This window comes from Bradyrhizobium xenonodulans, assembly GCF_027594865.1.
Lineage (GTDB): Bacteria > Pseudomonadota > Alphaproteobacteria > Rhizobiales > Xanthobacteraceae > Bradyrhizobium > Bradyrhizobium xenonodulans.
Map to the genome: position 1 here is coordinate 2,393,070 of NZ_CP089391.1, position 18,372 is coordinate 2,411,441.

The following is an 18,372-nucleotide window of genomic DNA, read 5'->3' on the forward strand; positions in this document are numbered from 1 at the left end:
GAGAGGCGCATGGGCGAGGGCGCAGCCGAAGAGAACGACCAGGCCGGTAAGGCCCAAGGCCCGCGTGAAGGCCAGCGCCGCCTCGCGCAATGGGTCCGCGACTATCGCCGCCTGCCCGGCATTCCCGACGAGTTCCTGGGACCCGACGGCGCCCCGCGCGCCGTCTGGAGCCGCTTTTTCGACGCCTTCGGCGCGCTGGCGCCCGACGAGGTCGAGCGTCGCTTCGGCATGGCCGACCGTCACCTCCGCGAAGCCGGCGTCACCTATCGTGCGCCCGGCGACAGCGCCGACCGGCCGTGGTCGATCAGCCATCTGCCGCTACTGATCGACGAGGCCGACTGGAAGCAATTGTCCGCCGGCATCACCCAGCGCGCCGAGTTGCTCGAGCTCGTGCTGCGCGACATCTATGGCGACGGTCGGCTGGTTGCGGAAGGCGCGCTGCCGGCGGCCGCGATCGCGGGCAGTCCCGAATATCTCCGCCCCGTCTGTGGCGTCGAGCCGCCGGGCGGGCGCTACCTCTCGCTCTATGCCGCCGATGTCGGGCGCGGGCCCGACGGCCGCTGGTGGGTGCTCGGCGACCGCACCCAGGCGCCGTCGGGCGCGGGCTATGCGCTGGAGAACCGCCTGGTGCTCTCGCGCGCCTTCTCCGATCTCTACAAATCGATGAACGTGCCGCGCGTCGCGCCCTTCTTCGAGGCGTTTCGCGACTCGCTTCGCGCACGCGCCGATCGCGACGAGCCGCGCATCGGCGTGCTCTCCCCCGGCAGTTTCAGCGAAACTTATTTCGAGCACGCGACGCTGGCACGCTATCTCGGCTTCCTCTTGGTCGAGGGCGATGATCTCGCCGTCAGCGACAACCGCATCCACATCCGCACGGTTGCGGGGCTGAAGCGGCTCGACGTGCTCTTGCGCCGCGTCGATTCCAATTCGCTCGACCCGCTCGAGCTCGATGCCTCCTCGCATCTCGGCGTACCCGGTCTGATCGACGTGCTGCGCAAGGACGGCGTCGTCGTCGCCAACATGCCGGGTTCCGGCGTGCTGGAGGCGCGCGCGCTGCTCGGCTTCCTGCCGGCGCTCAGCCGTCGCCTGCTCGGCGAAGAGTTGAAGATGCCGCACATCGCGACCTGGTGGTGCGGCCAGCGCACCGCGCGTGACGAGATATTGTCGCGGCTCGACGAGGTCGCGATCGAAGGCGCTTACCGCCGCGGCGTGCCCGGCTTCGACAGCAACGGTCCGGTGCTCGCCAGCGAGCTCGACGCCGGTGGGCGCCAGCGCCTGGTCGACGCCATCAATGCGCGCGGCATGGACTATGTCGGCCAGGAGGTGGTGCGGCTTTCGACCATGCCGGTGTGGGAGCAGGGGCAGCTCACGCCGCGTCCCTTCGTGCTGCGCGTGTTCGCGGCCGCCACGCCCGACGGCTGGGCCATCATGCCCGGCGGCTTCTGCCGCATCGCCGAGAAGGCGGATGCACGCGCGGTGTCGATGGGCGACGGCGCCCGCGCCGCCGACGTCTGGGTCGTCTCGGACAAGAAGGTCTCGACCGCGACGCTGCTGCCGGCGACCGACAAGGTGCGCATCCGCCGCATCGCCGGCGTGCTGCCGAGCCGTGCCGCCGACAATCTGTTCTGGCTCGGCCGCTATCTCGAACGCGCCGAGGCGACGCTGCGGCTGGTGCGCGCGCTGGGCTCGCCGAGCGGGCCCAACAAGGGCACCGCGGCCTCGCTGCAATCGGCCGAGCGCATCCAGCGCCTGCTGGTGGCCTGGGGCGCGATCTCGCAAGCCTCGCGCACGGCGCCCGGGCGCATCGTCGCCGAAGCGCTGCAGAGCGAGGCGCGTTTCGGCTCGGCGCTGTCGCTGGTGCGCGCGGCACAGCGCACCGCGACATCCTTGCGCGAGCGGCTGTCGCCCGATGCCTGGCAGGTCATCACCGAGATGGCCGAGCGCCTCGCTTACGAGGTCGAGGACGACGACAGCGTGGTGAGTGCGGCCGAGCTGACGTTGCAGGAGCTTGCAAGCTTCGCAGGCCTTGCGCAGGAGAACATGAACCGCGCCGCCGGCTGGCGCTTCCTCGATATCGGCCGCCGCACCGAGCGCGCCATCAACACCACGCGTTTCGCGCGCCAGTTTGCCTATGACGAAGCCGGCGATGAGGATCTCGACATCCTGCTGACGCTGGTGGATTCCCAGATCAGCTATCGCTCGCGCTATCTGCTGGCGCCGATCCTGGCACCGGTGCGCGACCTCGCCGTGCTCGATCCCTATAATCCGCGCTCGGTGGCGTTCCAGGTGACGACGCTGAACGAGCACATCGCGGCCTTGCCGAGCCTGAAGGAGCACGGCCTGATCGAGCAGCCGCAGCGGCTCGCGGTCGCGGTGCAGGCGATGCTGGCCACCGCCGAGGCCGAGAAGCTCGAGGTCAAGACGCTGTTCTCGCTGGAGCAGGACCTGCTCAGCCTCGCCGAGGCGATCGGGCTGCACTACTTCCCGCATGGTCCCAATGCCAGCCGGCCGGAAAAGCTGACGGGGTTGGCGTGATCTACGACATCCGGCACGTCACCACCTACGAATACGAGAGCCCGGTCAGCTTTGCCCGCTGCACGCTGCGGCTGGAGCCGAGAGGCGGCAATGGCCAGGAGCTGATCTCGCACCATGTCGAGATCCGTCCGCGCCCGGCCGAACGAAATATCCGGCGCGATTTCTTCGGCACGCTGACCGAGAGCGTGGTGATCGAAGCCGCGCATCGCAATCTGCGCATCGATTCACGTTCGCGTGTCTCGATCTCGCGCAAGCCGCCGGCGCGCGATGCTGCAAGTCCGCCGTGGGAGAACATCCGCGACATCGCGTTCGAGGCGACGAGCCTCGGGCCTGCCTCGCCGGTCGGCTATGTCTTTGCGAGCCCGCTGGTGCCGGTGCTGCGTCCGGTCAGTGCTTACGCGGCGACGAGCTTTGCGCCCGGTGTCGGTATCCTCAAAGGCGCGGTCGATCTCATGCATCGCATCCGCACCGAATTCCGCTATGATCCCAAGGCCACCGTAATCTCGACGCCGCTCGGCGAAGTCTTCGACAAGCGTCATGGCGTCTGCCAGGATTTTGCCCATGTGATGATCGCGGGGCTGCGCGGGCTCGGTCTGCCGGCGGCCTATGTCAGCGGATATCTGCGCACCATTCCGCCGGCGGGTCAGCCGCGTCTGCAAGGTGCCGACGCCACCCACGCCTGGGTATCGCTGTGGTGCGGGGCGGAGCTTGGCTGGGTCGATTTCGATCCGACCAACGATCTCCTCGTTGCCAACGACCATATCGTGCTCGCGGTTGCGCGCGACTTCTCCGACGTCTCGCCGGTCGACGGCATCATCGTCGGCTCGCCGAAGCAGAAGCTCGGCGTCGCCGTGGACGTGCTGCTGGTCGAATAAAGCGGCCTTGCCGAACCGTTGGCCGCCGTCAAGGGATACCGAGCTGCTGCCGCAACCGTGATGCCGCACAGCACAACCAGAAACATATTTCCGTAATCTCGTCCCGGGGTTTGGTCACTTGGCCCAAGATGGGCTATGCTGGCCATTGCGTCGAGGACACGAATGAGACGTCGGGAGTTGGCGTGGGACACCACCGACAAGCGGGGCCGCATCCATGATGACGTTACCGAGACTGGCGGCCGAAACCCTGGAGAAGATGCTGGGCTCGTTCATGCGCCGCAGGTACGATGAACCCTCCGCAAGGGTGATGGAGGGCGCGACGCGCACCGCGATGGAATGCATCGGCAACAGCGACGCGCTGTACCACAACATCGAGCATACGATGCTGGTGACGCTCGCCGCTCAGGCCATCCTGACGGGACGTAATCTCCATGCGCATCTTGAGGCGGAGGACTACCTCCATATCTTGATCGCCTGCCTTGCGCACGACATCGGCTATGTCCGCGGCCTGTTTCCCGAGGACGACGAAGACGGCTTCATCATCGATGAGGCCGGCACCAAGGTGTCGCTGCCGCGCGGCGCCTCGGATGCAAGCCTGATGATGTATCACGTTGACCGCTCGAAGCTTTTCGCGCGGCGGCGGCTGCCGTCAGTCAACGGCCTCGACCCCGAGCGGGTTGCCCGGGCCATCGAAGGGACCCGCTTCCCGGCCCGCGAGGGTCAGGAGTACGACGACGAAGCCTCGATCCTGCGCGCCGCCGACTTCATCGGCCAGCTCGGCGATCCCAACTATCTGCGCAAGGCCAATGCGCTCTATTACGAGTTCGAGGAGGTCGGCATCAATCGCCAGCTCGGCTACGACTCGCCGGCCGACATCGTGAATCGCTATCCACAATTCTACTGGAATAGCGTCGCACCGCACATCCAGACCGAGATCGGCTATCTCAACAAGACCGAGATCGGCCGGCAGTGGATCGCCAACCTCTACAGCAACGTCTTCCGTGCCGAGCGCGAAATCTCGCTGTCAGGGCCGCAGAAGTAGGGCGCCCTTGCAGCCCGGACGAGCGGAGCGATGTCCGGCGCCGATCGCGCAAAACTCCGTGAGCAAATCATGCAACAAAAAACCATCACCACGGACGTGCTCGACATTGCCTATCGCGAATACGGCGCGCCGGACGGCTGGCCCTGCATCATGGGCCACGGCTTTCCCTATGATGTGAACGCCTATGCCGAGACCGCGCCTCTGATCGCACAGGCCGGCGCACGGGTGCTGGTGCCCTGGCTGCGCGGCTACGGGCCGACGCGGTTTCGTTCTGCTGCAACGCTGCGCTCCGGCGAGCAGGCGGCGCTGGGCGCGGATCTGCTCGCCTTCATGGATGCGCTTCGTATCGAGCGCGCGGTCGTCGGCGGCTATGATTGGGGCGGGCGCGCCGCCTGTGTCGTCTCGGTGCTGCACCCCGAGCGCGTGATCGGCCTCGTCTCCGGCAATTCCTACAACATCCAGAACATCGCCCGTTCCATGGAGCCGGCCTCGCCGCCGGAGGAAGCGGCGCTCTGGTATCAATATCTCTTCCACAACGAGCGCGGCCGCCGCGCGCTCGAGCGCAACCGCAAGGGTTTTGCGCGCCAGCTGTGGTCGATGTGGTCGCCGACATGGGCCTTCGACGATGCGACGTTCGAGACAAGTGCGGCGTCGTTCGACAATCCTGATTTCGTCGACGTCGTGATCCACTCCTACCGCCACCGCTACGCGTTGGTCGAGGGCGATCCCGCCTATGCCGCGTTCGAGGCGAAGCTCGCCGCGCAGCCACAGGTCGGCGTTCCCACGATTGCGATCGACGGCGACAGTGACGGCGTCAATCCCGGCACCGCCCATCACGCGCCCAAGTTCGAGGCCTTCTTCGAGCGGCGCGTGTTCGCAGGCGCCGGTCATAACCTGCCGCAGGAGCGGCCGGCCGAATGGGCGCGGGCCGTGCTCGATGTTCGCGCGGCGGGGCAGGAATAGACTTTCGGCCCGCCCTGCACGTATAGATTGCGCGCGATGCAGAAAAAGGCGAAAAATTGCGGACCTTGATTCGCATCGTTCCGTTCTCTGAAACGATGCTTACCGCGGTGGCGATATGGGCCCGGCGACCAGGACCGCGAATTCGTCGTTCAGCGTCGCTGGCGTGCTGATCGCCTTCGGCGTCGGCAGTGCTACGCTGCTTGCGGCTGGACGACGGGACTATCCGGAACTTCACACCATTCTGGATACCAGCATGGCCCTCATCACGGGTCTGCTGACGCTGCTGCTCTGGGGCACCGGCGCCCGCATCGGGCAGCCGCTTTACAAGCGGCTCGCGATCGCCTTCGGCGCGACCTTCGTCCTGGAGTTCCTCCATGTCCTGGTGATCGTGGAATGGTCCGGATCGCTGGCGTTCGTCATGCAGTTGCGGGAATTCCTCCGGCCGGCGACATGGCCGCCGGCGGCCCACATCCTCGCGATCGGAATCCTGGCCGCCATCTGGTCGTCGCGGCGGAATCGAGGCGGGACGCCGGCGTTTGCGCTGTTCATGGCGGTCGTGGCCGTGCTGCTGGTCATGATCTTCCAGCGCCTTCCGCCATATCGTCCTCCGGGCCTTTTGGAGATCACCCGTCCGGTGTTGATCCTGGCGCCGCCATTGTGGGCGGTCACCTGCGTCCTGTGCTGGCGGCTACGTATGGCGGACCGTATTTTCCGGCCGCTGGCCCTGATGGGCGCTGTCGTTCTGCTCGGCCACGTCGCGATGTTGTATTCGCAGGCGCCGCACGACACCGAGGCGATGGTCGCTCATTTCGGCAAGGTGGCGGGGCGCATCGTCCTGCTGCTCACGATCATGCAGATGGCTTCATCCGACATGCTGGAGCGGATGCTGGCGGAAGCCCAGCTCGCGCGCTTGAACGAGGAGCTGGAACAACGCGTCGACGAACGGACTGCAGAGCTCGCCTCCGCCAACCACGCCCTGGAATCCGAGATCCTCGTGCGCCGGCAGGCGGAGCTGAAGGCCCAGGCCCAGCTCGCCCGGTTGAGCCTGTTGCACCAGATCACCCGCGCGATCGGCGAGCGGCAGGATCTCAAGAGCATTTTCCAGGTGGCGGTCCGCAGTATCGAGGACCAGCTGCCGGTGGATTTCGCCAGTCTGTGCCTTCACGATACCGTCGATCACGTGATGACGGTGGAATGCGTGGGGCTCAAGAGCGGCGCGCTGGCGCTGGAGCTTGCGATGCCCGAGCGCGCGCGGATCGACATCGACGAAAACGGCCTGTCGCGCTGCGTGCTGGGTCAGCTCGTCTACGAGCCGGACATCACGCAATCATCCTTCCCGTTTCCGACACGGCTTGCCCGTGGCGGATTGCGCGCGATGGTGCTGGCGCCGCTCCAGGTCGAGAGCCGGGTGTTCGGGGTCCTCGTCGCGGCGCGAAAGGAGAAGGAAAGCTTCAGCAGCGGCGAATGCGAGTTCCTGCGGCAGCTCAGCGAGCATGTCGCGCTCGCCGCCCACCAGGCGCAACTCCACGGCGCGCTCCAGCAGGCCTACGAGGATTTGCGGCAGACCCAGCAGGCCGTGATGCAGCAGGAACGGCTGCGCGCCCTCGGACAGATGGCCAGTGGCGTCGCGCACGACATCAACAACGCGCTCTCGCCGGTGTCGCTCTATACCCAATCCCTGCTCGAAGTGGAGCCGAACCTGAGCGCGCGCACGCGCGAATATCTGGAGACGATCCAGCGGGCGGTCGAAGATGTGGCCCACACCGTCACGCGCATGCGCGAGTTCTACCGGCAGCGCGAGCCGCAGTTGACGCTGAGGCCGGTGCAGCTCAACGAGCTCGTGCGCCAGGTCGTCGACCTGACGCGGGCGCGCTGGAGCGACATGCCGCAGCTCCGCGGAACCGTCATCACGTTGCGCAGCGAGCTCGCCGAGCAATTGCCCGCGGTCTCGGGCGTCGAGAGCGAGATCCGCGAAGCGCTGATCAATCTCATCTTCAACGCCGTCGACGCGCTGCCGGGCGGTGGCACGCTGACGCTGCGTACGATGCTGCTGCGCGGCGCGCACGGCCACGATCAGGTGCGGGTCGAGGTGGGCGACGACGGCGTCGGCATGAGCGAGGAGACCCGCCGACGCTGCCTCGAGCCGTTCTTCACCACGAAGGGCGAGCGCGGCACCGGACTGGGCCTCGCCATGGTCTATGGTGTCGCGAGGCGTCATAACGCCGAGGTCGACATCGACAGCGAAGTCGGTCGCGGCACGGTCGTCTCGCTGAACTTTGCCGTGCCTGAAGCGCCGTCTGCCACGCCGTCGCAGGACGGGTACGGGACCGCCAGACCGGCGCGACTGCGCCTGCTGCTGGTCGACGACGACCCGCTCCTGCTCAGGTCGTTGTGCAATACGCTCGAATCCGACGGGCATGTCATCGTGACGGCCAACGACGGCGCTGCGGGAATCGCCGCGTTCCGCTCCGCCTTCGAGCGCGGCGAGGCCTTCGCGGCCGTCATCACCGATCTCGGCATGCCCAACGTGGACGGCCGCAAGGTGGCGAGCGGGATCAAGAACGTCTCGCCCGCGACGCCCGTGATCATGTTGACCGGCTGGGGCAAGCGCCTCACGTCCGAAGACGACATTCCGCCGCATGTCGACCACGTCCTCAGCAAGCCGCCGAAGCTTCGCGAATTGCGGGAAGCGCTGGCCCGGTGCTGCGGGTCCGGCAGCGCGTGAGACCGGATGGGGGCAGGATGCAGAAGATGCCGACGACGGGTTTGAGGGCTCGCATCCTCGTGGTTGACGACGAAGCGGCGCAGATGAAGGCGCTGTGCGATACGCTGCCGGACGGCGACTACGATGCGGTCGGATTCACGAATGGCGAGGCCGCGCTGGCGGAGCTGCGGCACGCCAGATGCGACCTGCTGCTCGCCGATCTGATGATGCCTGATATGGACGGCATCGCTCTGCTGCGGGCGGCGCAGGAGACCGATCCGGGTCTCGTCGGCATCATCATGACCGGCGACGGAACCATCGCGACCGCCGTCGAGGCCATGAAGGCGGGCGCGCTCGATTACATTCTCAAGCCATTCAAGCTCAGCGCCGTCATTCCCGTGCTGGAGCGCGCGCTGGCGGTGCAGCGCCTGCGCCGCGAGAATGCGGAGCTCGCGGCCCGCGTGCGCGAGCGCACCAGCGAGCTCGAGGCGGCGAACCGGGAGCTCGAAGCATTCTCCTATTCCGTCGCGCACGATCTGCGCGGTCCGCTCTCCGTCATCGTCGGGTATGCGGAGACGCTGATCGAGGATCACGCCGCGCAATGGCCGGACGAGCCGCGAAAGCTGGCCGGCGCCATCATGGCGGGCGGCGAGCACATGCAGCGCCTGATCGAGGGATTGTTGCGTCTGTCGCAGCTTGGCCGCCAGCCCTTGTCGAAGGGGCCGGTCGATGCCGGAGCGCTGGTCCGCGAGATCGTGGACGAACTGCGCCGGCAGCACAGCAGCCGCGAGGTCGTGGTCCATGTGAGCGAAATTCCTGGCTGCGTCGGTGATCGAGCGCTGCTGCGGCAGGTGCTCGTCAATCTGCTCTCCAACGCCTTCAAGTTCACCCGTGCCCGGGAGAAACCGCTGGTCACCGTGACCGGCTGGACCGAAGGCGGCGAAAAAATCTACTGCGTGAGGGACAACGGAGCCGGCTTCGACGTGCAGCAGGCCGACAAGTTGTTTGCGGCGTTTCAGCGGTTTCACGACTCCGACCAGTACGAGGGCACGGGGATAGGCCTTTCGATCGCATCGCGCATCGTGCAGCGCCACGGCGGGCGCATCTGGGCCAGCGCCGAAATCGGCAAGGGGGCCGCGTTCTACTTTAGCATTCCGGATTGAGGCGGGCGCATTGGGTTCTTTCGAGCGGTGCATTTGCGCTGGTGCGCGGCACAATCTTCCGCAGGAGCGACCGGCCGATTTGCCCAACCTTCCGATTTTTCCTGATCTTGGGAACCTTTTCCAATCGCAGCCGTCCAAGCTGTGGGGCCGCTTCTGTCTGTGGCTCGTTGCAGGGGAGGTTTTCGATGACGTCACAAGCGCGCAGGCTGGAACGCGTCGCGGTCGCACAGGCGCCGAGCGCTCGGCCTGACCGGGCGGAGGTCGAGCAGGCGATCCGGACCATGATCCGCTGGGCCGGCGATGATCCCGCGCGCGATGGCCTGCGCGAGACGCCGGACCGCGTCGCGCGCGCCTTCGAGGAATATTTTTCCGGCTATGCGCTGGATCCGACCGAAATCCTGCAAAAGACCTTTGAGGAGATCGAAGGCTACGACGAGATGATCGTGCTGCGGGGCGTTCGCTTCGAGAGCCATTGCGAGCACCACATGGCGCCGATCGTCGGCCGCGCCTGGGTCGCCTATATCCCGCAAGGCCGTGTCGTCGGCATCTCCAAGCTCGCGCGTGTGGTCGACGTCTACGCCAAGCGTCTCCAGATCCAGGAAAAGATGACCGCGCAGATCGCCAACACCATCAACGACGTGCTGAGGCCCGAAGGCGTCGGCGTCATCATCAAGGCGACGCATCATTGCATGACCACGCGCGGTGCGCACAAGCCCGGGACCGATCTCGTCACCAGCCGCATGCTCGGCGTATTCCGCGACAATGCGCTGACGCGTCAGGAGCTGCTGGGGCTGGCCAATTCGGACGACTGATCCGCAAGGAGGCGACGCCATGACCGAGGACAAGAAGCCAAGCGGGCCCGACCTGACCAAGGGCGTAGCGCTGACCGAGTTCAAGGACGGCAAATTGCTCGGTCACGTCGGCGAGGAGGATGTCCTGCTGGTGCAGGCCGGCAACGAGATCTTTGCGATCGAGCCGTCTTGCAGCCACTACCATGGTCCGCTCGCCGAAGGCCTCGTGGTCGGCGACACCATCCGCTGCCCCTGGCATCATGCCTGCTTCTCCTTGCGATCAGGCGAGGCGACGCGACCGCCGGCGCTGAATGCGCTTGCGGTATGGAACGTCACGCGCGATCAGGACAAGATCACCGTCCAGCGCAAGCGCGAAGCGGCCAAGCCGTCGATGGCCCATCGCAGTGCGCCGACGCCGGACAAATTCGTCATTGTCGGCGGCGGCGCGGCCGGCTTTGCGGCAGCCGAAACGCTTCGCCGCGAGGGTTTTGCCGGCGCGATCACCATGCTCAGCAATGACGGCGCGATGCCGGTCGACCGACCCAACCTCTCCAAGGATTATCTGGCCGGCAACGCGCCGGAGGATTGGCTGCCGCTGCGGGGCGATGACTATTATCAGGACGCCGGCATCGATCTTCGGCTGAACACGAATGTCTCCGCCATCGATGCGAAGACGCGCAGCGTCACGCTGGGCAATGGCGACAAGCTCCCGTTCGACCGGCTGCTGCTGGCAACCGGCGCCGAGCCGGTCAAGCTGCAAATTCCGGGGGCGGACCAGCCCCACGTCCACACCTTGCGCTCCGTCGCCGACAGCCGCGCCATCATCAAGGCCGCAGGCAGCGCGAAGCGCGCGCTCGTGATTGGCGCCAGCTTCATCGGTCTTGAAGTTGCGGCCTCGTTGCGGGCGCGCAAGATCGAGGTCCACGTGGTCGCGCCGGACGAACGGCCGATGCAGAAGGTGCTCGGCCCCGGCATGGGCGACTTCGTGCGCGTGCTGCATGAAGAGAACGGCGTGATCTTCCATCTCAAGGACACCGTGGAGAAGCTCGACGGCACCCGCGCCACGCTGAAGAGCGGGGGCGTCATCGAGGCTGATCTCGTCGTGGTCGGCATCGGCGTCAAGCCGCGCCTCGCACTCGCCGAGCACGCCGGGCTTGCGGCCGACCGCGGCGTCAGCGTGAGCGAATATCTGGAGACCAGCATCGCCGGCATTTTCGCGGCCGGCGATATCGCGCGCTGGCCCGATCCGCATTCCCGGCAAACCATCCGCGTCGAGCACTGGGTGGTGGCGGAGCGGCAGGGCCAGACTGCGGCGCGCAACATGCTCGGCAAGCGCGAGCGTTTTGATGCCGTGCCCTTCTTCTGGTCTCAGCACTATGACGTGCCGATCAACTATGTCGGTCATGCCGAAAGCTTCGACGACATCGCGATCGACGGCAGCATCGAAGGCAAGGACTGTCTGTTGAAGTACCGCAAGGGCGGCCGCGTCTTCGCGGTTGCCTCGATTTATCGCGACCTCGATAATCTCAAGGCCGAGCTCGAGATGGAGCGGTCACGCGCCTGACGCACCGCTTGAGCGCCCGGCTGGGTTACCAGCAACTCGACGCAAGACCGCCTTGCGGAACTCCGCTGATCTGACGTGCTGACAAAAGCAGCACGCCGCACCTTCGCCTCGCGCGGCGATCATCACCGGGGAGAAACCATGAAAGCCGCTTTGGTCCTGGCCGCAGCGCTGGCTGCCGCCTGCCTGTCCACGCCAGTCTCCGCGCAAAAATCCTACGGTCCCGGCGTCAGCGACACCGAGATCAAGATCGGCAACACCATGCCCTATAGCGGCCCCGCATCGCCGCTCGGCATCACCGGCAGGGTCATCGCGGCTTATTTCGACGAGGTCAACGAGAAGGGCGGGGTCAACGGCCGCAAGCTCAATCTGATGTCACTCGACGACGCGTTCTCGCCGCCGAAGACGATGGAGGCCGCACGGCGGCTGGTCGAGGGCGACGGCGTCGCCTTCATCTTCGCGACCATGGGCACCGCGCCGAGCTCGGCGATCGCAAAATATCTCAACAGCAACAAGGTGCCGCAGCTGTTTTTGATCAGCTCGGCCTCGAAGTGGAACGATCCCGCCAACATGCCGTGGTCGATGGCGCTGCCCTGGGCGCCGAACTACACCAGCGAGGCGGCGATCGACGTCGCCTATGCCCGTGCCAAGAACCCGAACGCGCGCTTTGCGGTGCTCTACCAGAACGACGATGCCGGCAAGGAATATCTTCGCGGCGTCAAGGAGGCGCTTGGTGCGGACGCCGACAAGGCGATCGCGATGGCGTCGAGCTTCGAGGTCGCCGACCCCACCGTCGATTCCCAGGTGCTGACGCTCGCGAGCACCAAGGCTGACGTCTTCATGATCTATTCGGTGACGCCGCGCGCCTGCGCGCAGGCGATCCGCAAGGCCCACGAGGTCGGCTGGCAGCCGACGCGCTTTCTCGCGAGCGGCTGCGCCAACAAGGCGACGGTGATGGTGCCGGCCGGCCTCGATGCCGGCAAGGGCGTGCTGTCGCTCGGCTCGCTCAAGCCGTTCGTCGAAGCCCCCAAGGACGATCCGGCGATGACGGCCTATATCGAGTTCATGAAGAAGCGCCTGCCCAATGCCGACATCAACAACGTCGCCGGCCTCTACGGCTACACCGTCGCCGAGGCGCTGGTCGTCCTGCTCAAGCAGTGCAAGGACAATCTCACGCGCGAGAACATCATGGCGCAGGCGTCGAACCTGAAGAGCGTGCCGCTGTCGCTCTTGATGCCCGGCATCACGCTCAACACCACGCCGCAGGATTTCCGCCCGATCAAGGACGGCTACATGCTCCAGTTCGACGGTAACGACTGGGTGGTGGCGAGCGAGCTGCTGCGCGGGACGTGAGAAGTATCTCTCCGCGAGCTCGCTATCGTAGGGTGGGCAAAGGCGCACTCGCGCCGTGCCCACCACCTCTCTCGGTCGCAAAAAATGCGTGGGCACGCTTCGCTTTGCCCACCCTACGATACCGGCGCGCGGCGAAGCGAACAGGAGACCGCCATGGACTTTCAACACTCCGCCCGTTCGCTGGAGCTCCAGGATCGCGTCCGCCAGTTCATGCGTACCCATGTCGAGCCGGTCGAGGAGCTCTATTACGAGCAGGTCAAGCCGGAAGCCTCACGTTACAAGACGCCGCAGATCCTCCAGGACCTGAAGCGGCTGGCGCGCGAGCAGGGGCTCTGGAACCTGTTCCTGTCCGGTAAGCACGGCCAAGACCTCAACAACGCTGGCCTGACCAATCTCGAATACGCCCCCGTGAAGGAGATCATGGGCCGCATCCTCTGGGCACCGGAGGTCTTCAACTGTTCGGCGCCTGACGTCGGCAACATGGAGGTGCTCGCAAATTACGGCACCAAGGCGCAGCAGGAGCGCTGGCTGACGCCGCTCTTGGAGGGGCGCATCCGCTCCGGCTTCTCGATGACCGAGCCGCAGGTCGCCTCCAGCGACGCCACCAACATCCAGTGCGCGATCACGCGCGACGGCGGCGATTACGTCATCAACGGGCGAAAGTGGTTCACGTCAGGCGCGATGAACGAGGATTGCGAGATCCTGATCGTGATGGGCAAGACCGCGCCCGACGAGCCCGATCGCCATCGCCAGCAATCCATGATCCTGGTGCCGAGAAACACGCCCGGCGTGCGCATCGTCCGCGACATGCTCACTTACGGCTATGACGACGCGCCGGCCGGCCATCCCGAGATCGTCTACGAGAACGTCCGCGTGCCGGCCGAAAACATGCTGCTCGGCGAGGGGCGCGGCTTCGAGATCGCGCAGGGCCGGCTCGGTCCCGGCCGCATCCATCATTGCATGCGGCTGATCGGCTGCGCCCAGCACGCACTGGAATTGATGTGCCAGCGGTCGGTCTCCCGCACGGCCTTCGGCAAGCCGCTAGCCGAGCAAGGCTCGGTGCGCGAGGACATCGCAAACTCCTTCTGCGAGATCGCGCAGGCGCGGCTGCTCACACTGCAAGCCGCCGACAAGATGGACCGCGAGGGCAACAAGGCCGCGCGCGATCTGATCGCGGCGGCCAAGATCGTGGTGCCCGGCATGGCCGCCCGAATCATCGACCGCGCCATTCAGATCCATGGCGCCGCCGGCGTCTCGCAGGATACGTTCCTCGCGCGCGCCTACGTCTACGCCCGCTTCATCCGCATCGGCGACGGCCCGGACCAGGTGCACCTTGCCGCCGTCGGCAAGGAGCTGATCAAGCGGGGCGGGGTGATGACGGGGTAGGCGTCGCGCCGGTCCCTTGGATGCCCGGCAGGCCGTGGGTAGTCCGGCCCGGCGCCTCTGCCCTTAAGGCCATGAAACGGTATGGTTAACGGTATTGTTTCGGCCGATGACGGGATCGTTTCAGATCATTGTAGCGCAATAGTAACTACTCCCGATTGAAAGTAGCGCCTGGAGAGAGGGCCTTCCGGGCCTCGCAAGAGGCGGCCGCGCCATGGACATGCCGGGAAATACTGTCAGCATGAGCCAGCGTTGGATGATCGTGGCCGCGATCCTCCTGACGGCCTTGCTCGTCCAAATCCCCGTCGTCCTGAACGCGGATCTGGGTTGCCTGCTCACTGAAGGCGAGAGGGTTCTGGACGGCGGCAAGCTCGGCGTCGATGTCTTCGAGCTGAATCCGCCGCTGTCGGTCTATCTGTACATGCCGGCATCGATGCTGGCGCGCGTCACCGGTCTTTCGCCCGAGATCATCGTGATCATCCTGGTGATGATCGAGATCGTCGGTGCGCTTCTCGTGATCGATCGCGCCGCCGCGGTGGCAGGGCTGGGCGCGCGTGAGAGGCGCATTTCAACGAGCGTGCTCGCGCTCCTGTTCGCCATTCTTCCGACCGCGGTATTCGGACAGCGTGAACACATCGCCGTCATCGCGATGACCCCCTTTGTCGCCGTCACGGCGATCCGCTGGCGCGGCCTTGCGCCCGGGCGCGTTGCGATCCTGGCTGGCCTGGGGGCCGGGCTCGCCATGAGCATCAAGCCTCAGCTTGCGCTCGTCGTCGGTCTTCCGATCATCCTTGCCGCCTTCCGCCAACGCTCACTCCGGCCCTTGTTCGCCCCCGAGTCGTGGGCGGCCGCTGCCATCGTCGTCGGCTACGGAGCGATGCTCGCCATCGTCTTTCCGGATTATCTCTTCACCTATGCCCCGATGGTCACGGCCGTCTATGTGCCGTTGCGGATGGATCTGGCCGGTCTGCTTCCTTTCCCGCTCGTCGTGCTGATGGCCTCCGTTGCGTTTCTGCGCCTGGTGGCTCCGCAGGATCTGAAGATGGGAGGGCACGCAACACCGTGGCTGGCCGCGGCGGTCGGCGGCGCCGTGAGTTTCGTTCTTCAGGGCAAGGGCTGGACCTATACGGCGTTTGCGCTGTGCCTGTTCGCGGTCGCGGCACCGATGCTGCATGCTCGCGCAAGGACGCTGCGGGTGCCGGTCATGATCGGCGGCTTTGCGGCCGTTGCATTCATCGCGTTTTGCCTGTCGCTGCCGATCAGCGCGTTTCCGCCGCTGGAGGGGCGCATCCTCGCGCTGGCAAAGAATCCGCGGCTGATCACGATCGGCGACCACGTCGCTCTGGGGCATCCGCTCGTGCGTCAGATCAACGGGACCTGGGTCGGCAATACCTGTGTCCAACTGCTGGCGGCCGGCGCGATGGTGCGCCAGAACAGCGCGCAGCTGGCTGAGGGCGAGCAGGCAAAGCTGGACAACATCATCAATTTCGAGCGGCGGCAGTTGCTGGCGGATGTGCGCAGCGGCCGCCCGAACGTGATTCTCGTCGACAGCTATCTGCTGAGCACGGTCCCGTTCGATTGGCTGGCCTGGGCCAATTCCGATCCCGAGCTCCGGAAAGAGCTGAGCCGCTATCGCGAAGTCGCGGAAATCGGCCGCGTCCGGATCTTCTTCGATCAATCCAGCGCGGATCTTCGTTCGCACTAGCCGCGTTTTCGTTGCGTTTCGTGATGGCGGAGCGCATCGACGATCACCTTGAACGCCGCCGAGTTCTGCCGCGAGGTGGGAAAATAGATATAGTAGCCGTTGAATTTCGGCGACCAGTCGTCAAGCACGACAACGAGCTCACCCGACCGGACCTGCTGTGAGACCATGTCTTCAGGGACATAGGCGATGCCGAAGCCTTTCACGGCGGCATCGATCATCGCACGCGAGTCGTTGAAGGTCATTTGCCCCTCGACGCGCACCCGCAGGTCAGGGCCATTCTTGGCGAACTCCCATACGTAATGACCGCCAGCCGCCAGGCGCCGCTTGATGCAGATGTGCTTGACGAGATCTTGCGGGTGCTTCGGTCTGGGATGCTCCTTCAGATACGCGGGCGAGGCCACCGCGACGAGCCGCCAATCCGGGCCTATGCGCACCGCGATCATGTCCTTCTCGACGCTCTCGCCGAGTCGGATGCCCGCATCGAAGCCGTCTTCGACGATGTTGCGGAAACCCGTGTCGAGGCTGAACTCGACCTTGATGTCAGGGTATGTCTTCAGGACCGGCGCCAGCTTCGGCCAGACGGCTTTTTCCAGGGCGTGATCCGAGAGCGTGATCCGGATGGTGCCCGACGGCTTGTCGCGCAGCGACATCAGCGCCGCGATGTCGCGTTCGATCTCCTCGATGCGGGGCGCAACCGATTGCAAGAGCCGTTCGCCCGCCTGGGTCAGGCCGACGCTTCGGGTCGTGCGCGTGAGCAGCCGCAGGCCCATCTGCGATTCCAGCCGCTTGATCGTATGGCTGAGCGTCGACTGCACGACGCCGAGCTTCGCGGCGGCCTTGGTGAAGCTGCGCTCGCGGGCGACCGCCACGAAAGCCAGCAGATCGTTGAAATCCTGGGCCGCCATGGCCGGCACTATTCATGGCCTGCATCGATTAATGCAAGCAAATTATAGCGGCTAATCGAACGCCGCCAAGGGCTCTATGTGTTGCCGTGAACGGGCGCCGCTTTGGGCGCTACGTGACGTATGGATTCCCGATGGACGCCAGAGCCGATCAAGAAGCAATGCAACCGGCGGCATGGAGCGCGGTTTTCGCGGTGTCCCTTTGCGCCGCGATGCTCGTTGCATCCGAATGGATGCCCGTAAGCCTGCTCACGCCGATCGCGGACAGCCTCCAGCTGACGGAGGGACAGGCCGGGCAAGCCATCTCCGTGTCCGGCCTCTTCGCCATCCTCACCAGTCTTTTCATCTCGGCTGCGACGCGCGGAGTTGATCGCCGGACCGTCCTGCTGTGGCTGACCGGGGTCACGCTGGTCTCCGGCATCATCGTGGCCTTCGCGCCCAACTACCCGATTTTCATGGCCGGGCGTGCTCTCGTCGGCATGGCTGTCGGCGGTTTCTGGTCGATGTCGGCCGCGACGATGATCCGCATCGTGCCGGCGAGGGACTTGTCGCGCGCGCTGGCGGTTCTCAATGGCGGCAATGCCCTTGCAACGACAATTGCAGCGCCGCTCGGCAGCTTCCTCGGCCAGTACATCGGCTGGCGCGGTGCGTTCTTTTGCGTCGTGCCGATTGCCGCGCTGACCCTGCTTTGGCAATTCGTCACGCTGCCCGGGATGCCGAGCCAGGAGCGGGCAAGTGCGGCGGCGGCATTCAAGGTCCTGCGCCGGTCGGACGTGCCCTATGGCATGATCGCCGCGGCGTTGTTCTTCCTCGGCCAATTCGCACTCTTCACGTATCTGCGGCCCTTCTTCGAGACGGTGACGCGCGTCGACGTCACGACCATCTCGGTCCTGCTGCTCGTGATGGGTGTGGCCGGCCTTGTCGGCACGACCCTTATCGGGTTCGTCGTTCGCGATCGCCTCTATGCCTCTCTCGTTGTCATGCCGTTTGTGATGGCCGTCGTGGCGGTCGCATTGACGGCTTACGGTTCCTCGCTCGGTGCAACTGCGGCGCTGACGTTCCTGTGGGGCTTCGTCGGCACGGCGGCTCCGGTCGGCTGGTGGAAGTGGCTCAGCGTGGCATTGCCCGACGACGCGGAAGCAGGCGGCGGCCTGATGGTCGCGGTGATCCAGCTCGCGATCACGATCGGCGCGGCGGGCGGCGGCGTGCTGTTCGACCATAGCGGCTACCGGGCCACCTTCCTGTTCAGCGCCATCATCCTCGCGCTCTCGTCTTCAGTCATTTTCATCGCAGCTCTTCGTCGCAGGGCAAGAGCTGACGCGCAATGCGCAGCCTGTGTGCCGGCAAGCCCGGCCCCGTAGCGCAGCCTCGCTCGGGCAAAACCACATCAGGGAC

Annotated in this window: 13 protein-coding genes; 12 read left to right on the forward strand and 1 reads right to left on the reverse strand. The window is 65.7% G+C overall.

Translation table 11 applies throughout. From position 1 onward, the window contains the following. The first annotated feature begins 9 nt into the window (after nucleotides 1-9). From I3J27_RS11215 to I3J27_RS11265, 11 genes are all read left to right on the forward strand, one after another. The gene (locus I3J27_RS11215; RefSeq protein ID WP_270168807.1) at nucleotides 10-2,535 is read left to right on the forward strand and encodes a circularly permuted type 2 ATP-grasp protein; all 2,526 of its coding nucleotides are present in this window, start codon (nucleotides 10-12) and stop codon (nucleotides 2,533-2,535) included. After that, complete coding sequence (locus I3J27_RS11220) at nucleotides 2,532-3,410, forward strand: transglutaminase family protein (protein ID WP_270168810.1); 879 nt, start codon at nucleotides 2,532-2,534, stop codon at nucleotides 3,408-3,410. The genes I3J27_RS11215 and I3J27_RS11220 overlap by 4 nt, the downstream gene beginning before the upstream one ends. Nucleotides 3,411-3,624: 214 nt before the next feature. Then, the gene (locus I3J27_RS11225) at nucleotides 3,625-4,452 is read left to right on the forward strand and encodes an HD domain-containing protein (RefSeq protein WP_270168812.1); all 828 of its coding nucleotides are present in this window, start codon (nucleotides 3,625-3,627) and stop codon (nucleotides 4,450-4,452) included. A 69-nt stretch (nucleotides 4,453-4,521) separates the two neighbouring features. Beyond that, nucleotides 4,522-5,415, forward strand: coding sequence for an alpha/beta fold hydrolase (locus I3J27_RS11230; RefSeq protein WP_270168815.1), 894 nt, complete (start codon nucleotides 4,522-4,524; stop codon nucleotides 5,413-5,415). 115 nt (nucleotides 5,416-5,530) lie between these two features. Next, nucleotides 5,531-8,140, forward strand: coding sequence for an ATP-binding protein (locus tag I3J27_RS11235; RefSeq protein WP_270168818.1), 2,610 nt, complete (start codon nucleotides 5,531-5,533; stop codon nucleotides 8,138-8,140). Nucleotides 8,141-8,166: 26 nt separating this feature from the next. Further along, nucleotides 8,167-9,282: a sensor histidine kinase gene (locus tag I3J27_RS11240; RefSeq protein ID WP_270168820.1), complete on the forward strand. Its 1,116-nt coding sequence runs from the start codon at nucleotides 8,167-8,169 to the stop codon at nucleotides 9,280-9,282. A 185-nt stretch (nucleotides 9,283-9,467) separates the two neighbouring features. Beyond that, nucleotides 9,468-10,094 carry a GTP cyclohydrolase I FolE gene (folE, locus tag I3J27_RS11245; RefSeq protein ID WP_270168822.1) on the forward strand — a complete coding sequence of 209 codons (627 nt, stop codon included), beginning with the start codon at nucleotides 9,468-9,470 and terminating at the stop codon, nucleotides 10,092-10,094. A gap of 19 nt (nucleotides 10,095-10,113) precedes the next feature. Then, nucleotides 10,114-11,637, forward strand: a complete 1,524-nt coding sequence (locus I3J27_RS11250; protein ID WP_270168824.1) for an FAD-dependent oxidoreductase — start codon at nucleotides 10,114-10,116, stop codon at nucleotides 11,635-11,637. Nucleotides 11,638-11,775: 138 nt separating this feature from the next. Further along, nucleotides 11,776-12,987 (forward strand): ABC transporter substrate-binding protein, encoded by a 1,212-nt coding sequence (locus I3J27_RS11255; RefSeq protein ID WP_270168826.1) that lies wholly within the window; start codon nucleotides 11,776-11,778, stop codon nucleotides 12,985-12,987. 153 nt (nucleotides 12,988-13,140) lie between these two features. Further along, entirely contained in the window at nucleotides 13,141-14,373 is a 1,233-nt protein-coding gene (locus I3J27_RS11260; protein ID WP_270168829.1) for an acyl-CoA dehydrogenase family protein, read from the forward strand. A 253-nt stretch (nucleotides 14,374-14,626) separates the two neighbouring features. Beyond that, on the forward strand, nucleotides 14,627-16,075 hold the full coding sequence (locus I3J27_RS11265) for a hypothetical protein (RefSeq protein WP_270168834.1): 1,449 nt from the start codon (nucleotides 14,627-14,629) through the stop codon (nucleotides 16,073-16,075). Here I3J27_RS11265 and I3J27_RS11270 read toward each other — a convergent pair. Then, nucleotides 16,072-16,980, reverse strand: coding sequence for a LysR family transcriptional regulator (locus I3J27_RS11270; protein WP_270168836.1), 909 nt, complete (start codon nucleotides 16,978-16,980; stop codon nucleotides 16,072-16,074). The genes I3J27_RS11265 and I3J27_RS11270 overlap by 4 nt on opposite strands. Nucleotides 16,981-17,111: 131 nt before the next feature. On the opposite strand from I3J27_RS11270, the gene I3J27_RS11275 reads away from it, so the two are divergent. Then, nucleotides 17,112-18,338 carry an MFS transporter gene (locus I3J27_RS11275; RefSeq protein ID WP_270168838.1) on the forward strand — a complete coding sequence of 409 codons (1,227 nt, stop codon included), beginning with the start codon at nucleotides 17,112-17,114 and terminating at the stop codon, nucleotides 18,336-18,338. The last annotated feature ends 34 nt before the right edge of the window (nucleotides 18,339-18,372 follow it).

Bases quoted from the DNA above. Each gene is read 5' to 3' on its own strand.
- I3J27_RS11255 (WP_270168826.1), top strand. From the start codon at position 11,776: ATGAAAGCCGCTTTGGTCCTGGCCGCAGCGCTGGCTGCCGCCTGCCTG.
- I3J27_RS11215 (WP_270168807.1), top strand. From the start codon at position 10: ATGGGCGAGGGCGCAGCCGAAGAGAACGACCAGGCCGGTAAGGCCCAA.
- I3J27_RS11260 (WP_270168829.1), top strand. From the start codon at position 13,141: ATGGACTTTCAACACTCCGCCCGTTCGCTGGAGCTCCAGGATCGCGTC.
- I3J27_RS11265 (WP_270168834.1), top strand. From the start codon at position 14,627: ATGATCGTGGCCGCGATCCTCCTGACGGCCTTGCTCGTCCAAATCCCC.
- I3J27_RS11270 (WP_270168836.1), bottom strand. From the start codon at position 16,980: ATGGCGGCCCAGGATTTCAACGATCTGCTGGCTTTCGTGGCGGTCGCC.
- I3J27_RS11230 (WP_270168815.1), top strand. From the start codon at position 4,522: ATGCAACAAAAAACCATCACCACGGACGTGCTCGACATTGCCTATCGC.
- I3J27_RS11275 (WP_270168838.1), top strand. From the start codon at position 17,112: ATGGACGCCAGAGCCGATCAAGAAGCAATGCAACCGGCGGCATGGAGC.
- I3J27_RS11225 (WP_270168812.1), top strand. From the start codon at position 3,625: ATGATGACGTTACCGAGACTGGCGGCCGAAACCCTGGAGAAGATGCTG.
- I3J27_RS11240 (WP_270168820.1), top strand. From the start codon at position 8,167: ATGCCGACGACGGGTTTGAGGGCTCGCATCCTCGTGGTTGACGACGAA.
- I3J27_RS11250 (WP_270168824.1), top strand. From the start codon at position 10,114: ATGACCGAGGACAAGAAGCCAAGCGGGCCCGACCTGACCAAGGGCGTA.
- folE (WP_270168822.1), top strand. From the start codon at position 9,468: ATGACGTCACAAGCGCGCAGGCTGGAACGCGTCGCGGTCGCACAGGCG.
- I3J27_RS11235 (WP_270168818.1), top strand. From the start codon at position 5,531: ATGGGCCCGGCGACCAGGACCGCGAATTCGTCGTTCAGCGTCGCTGGC.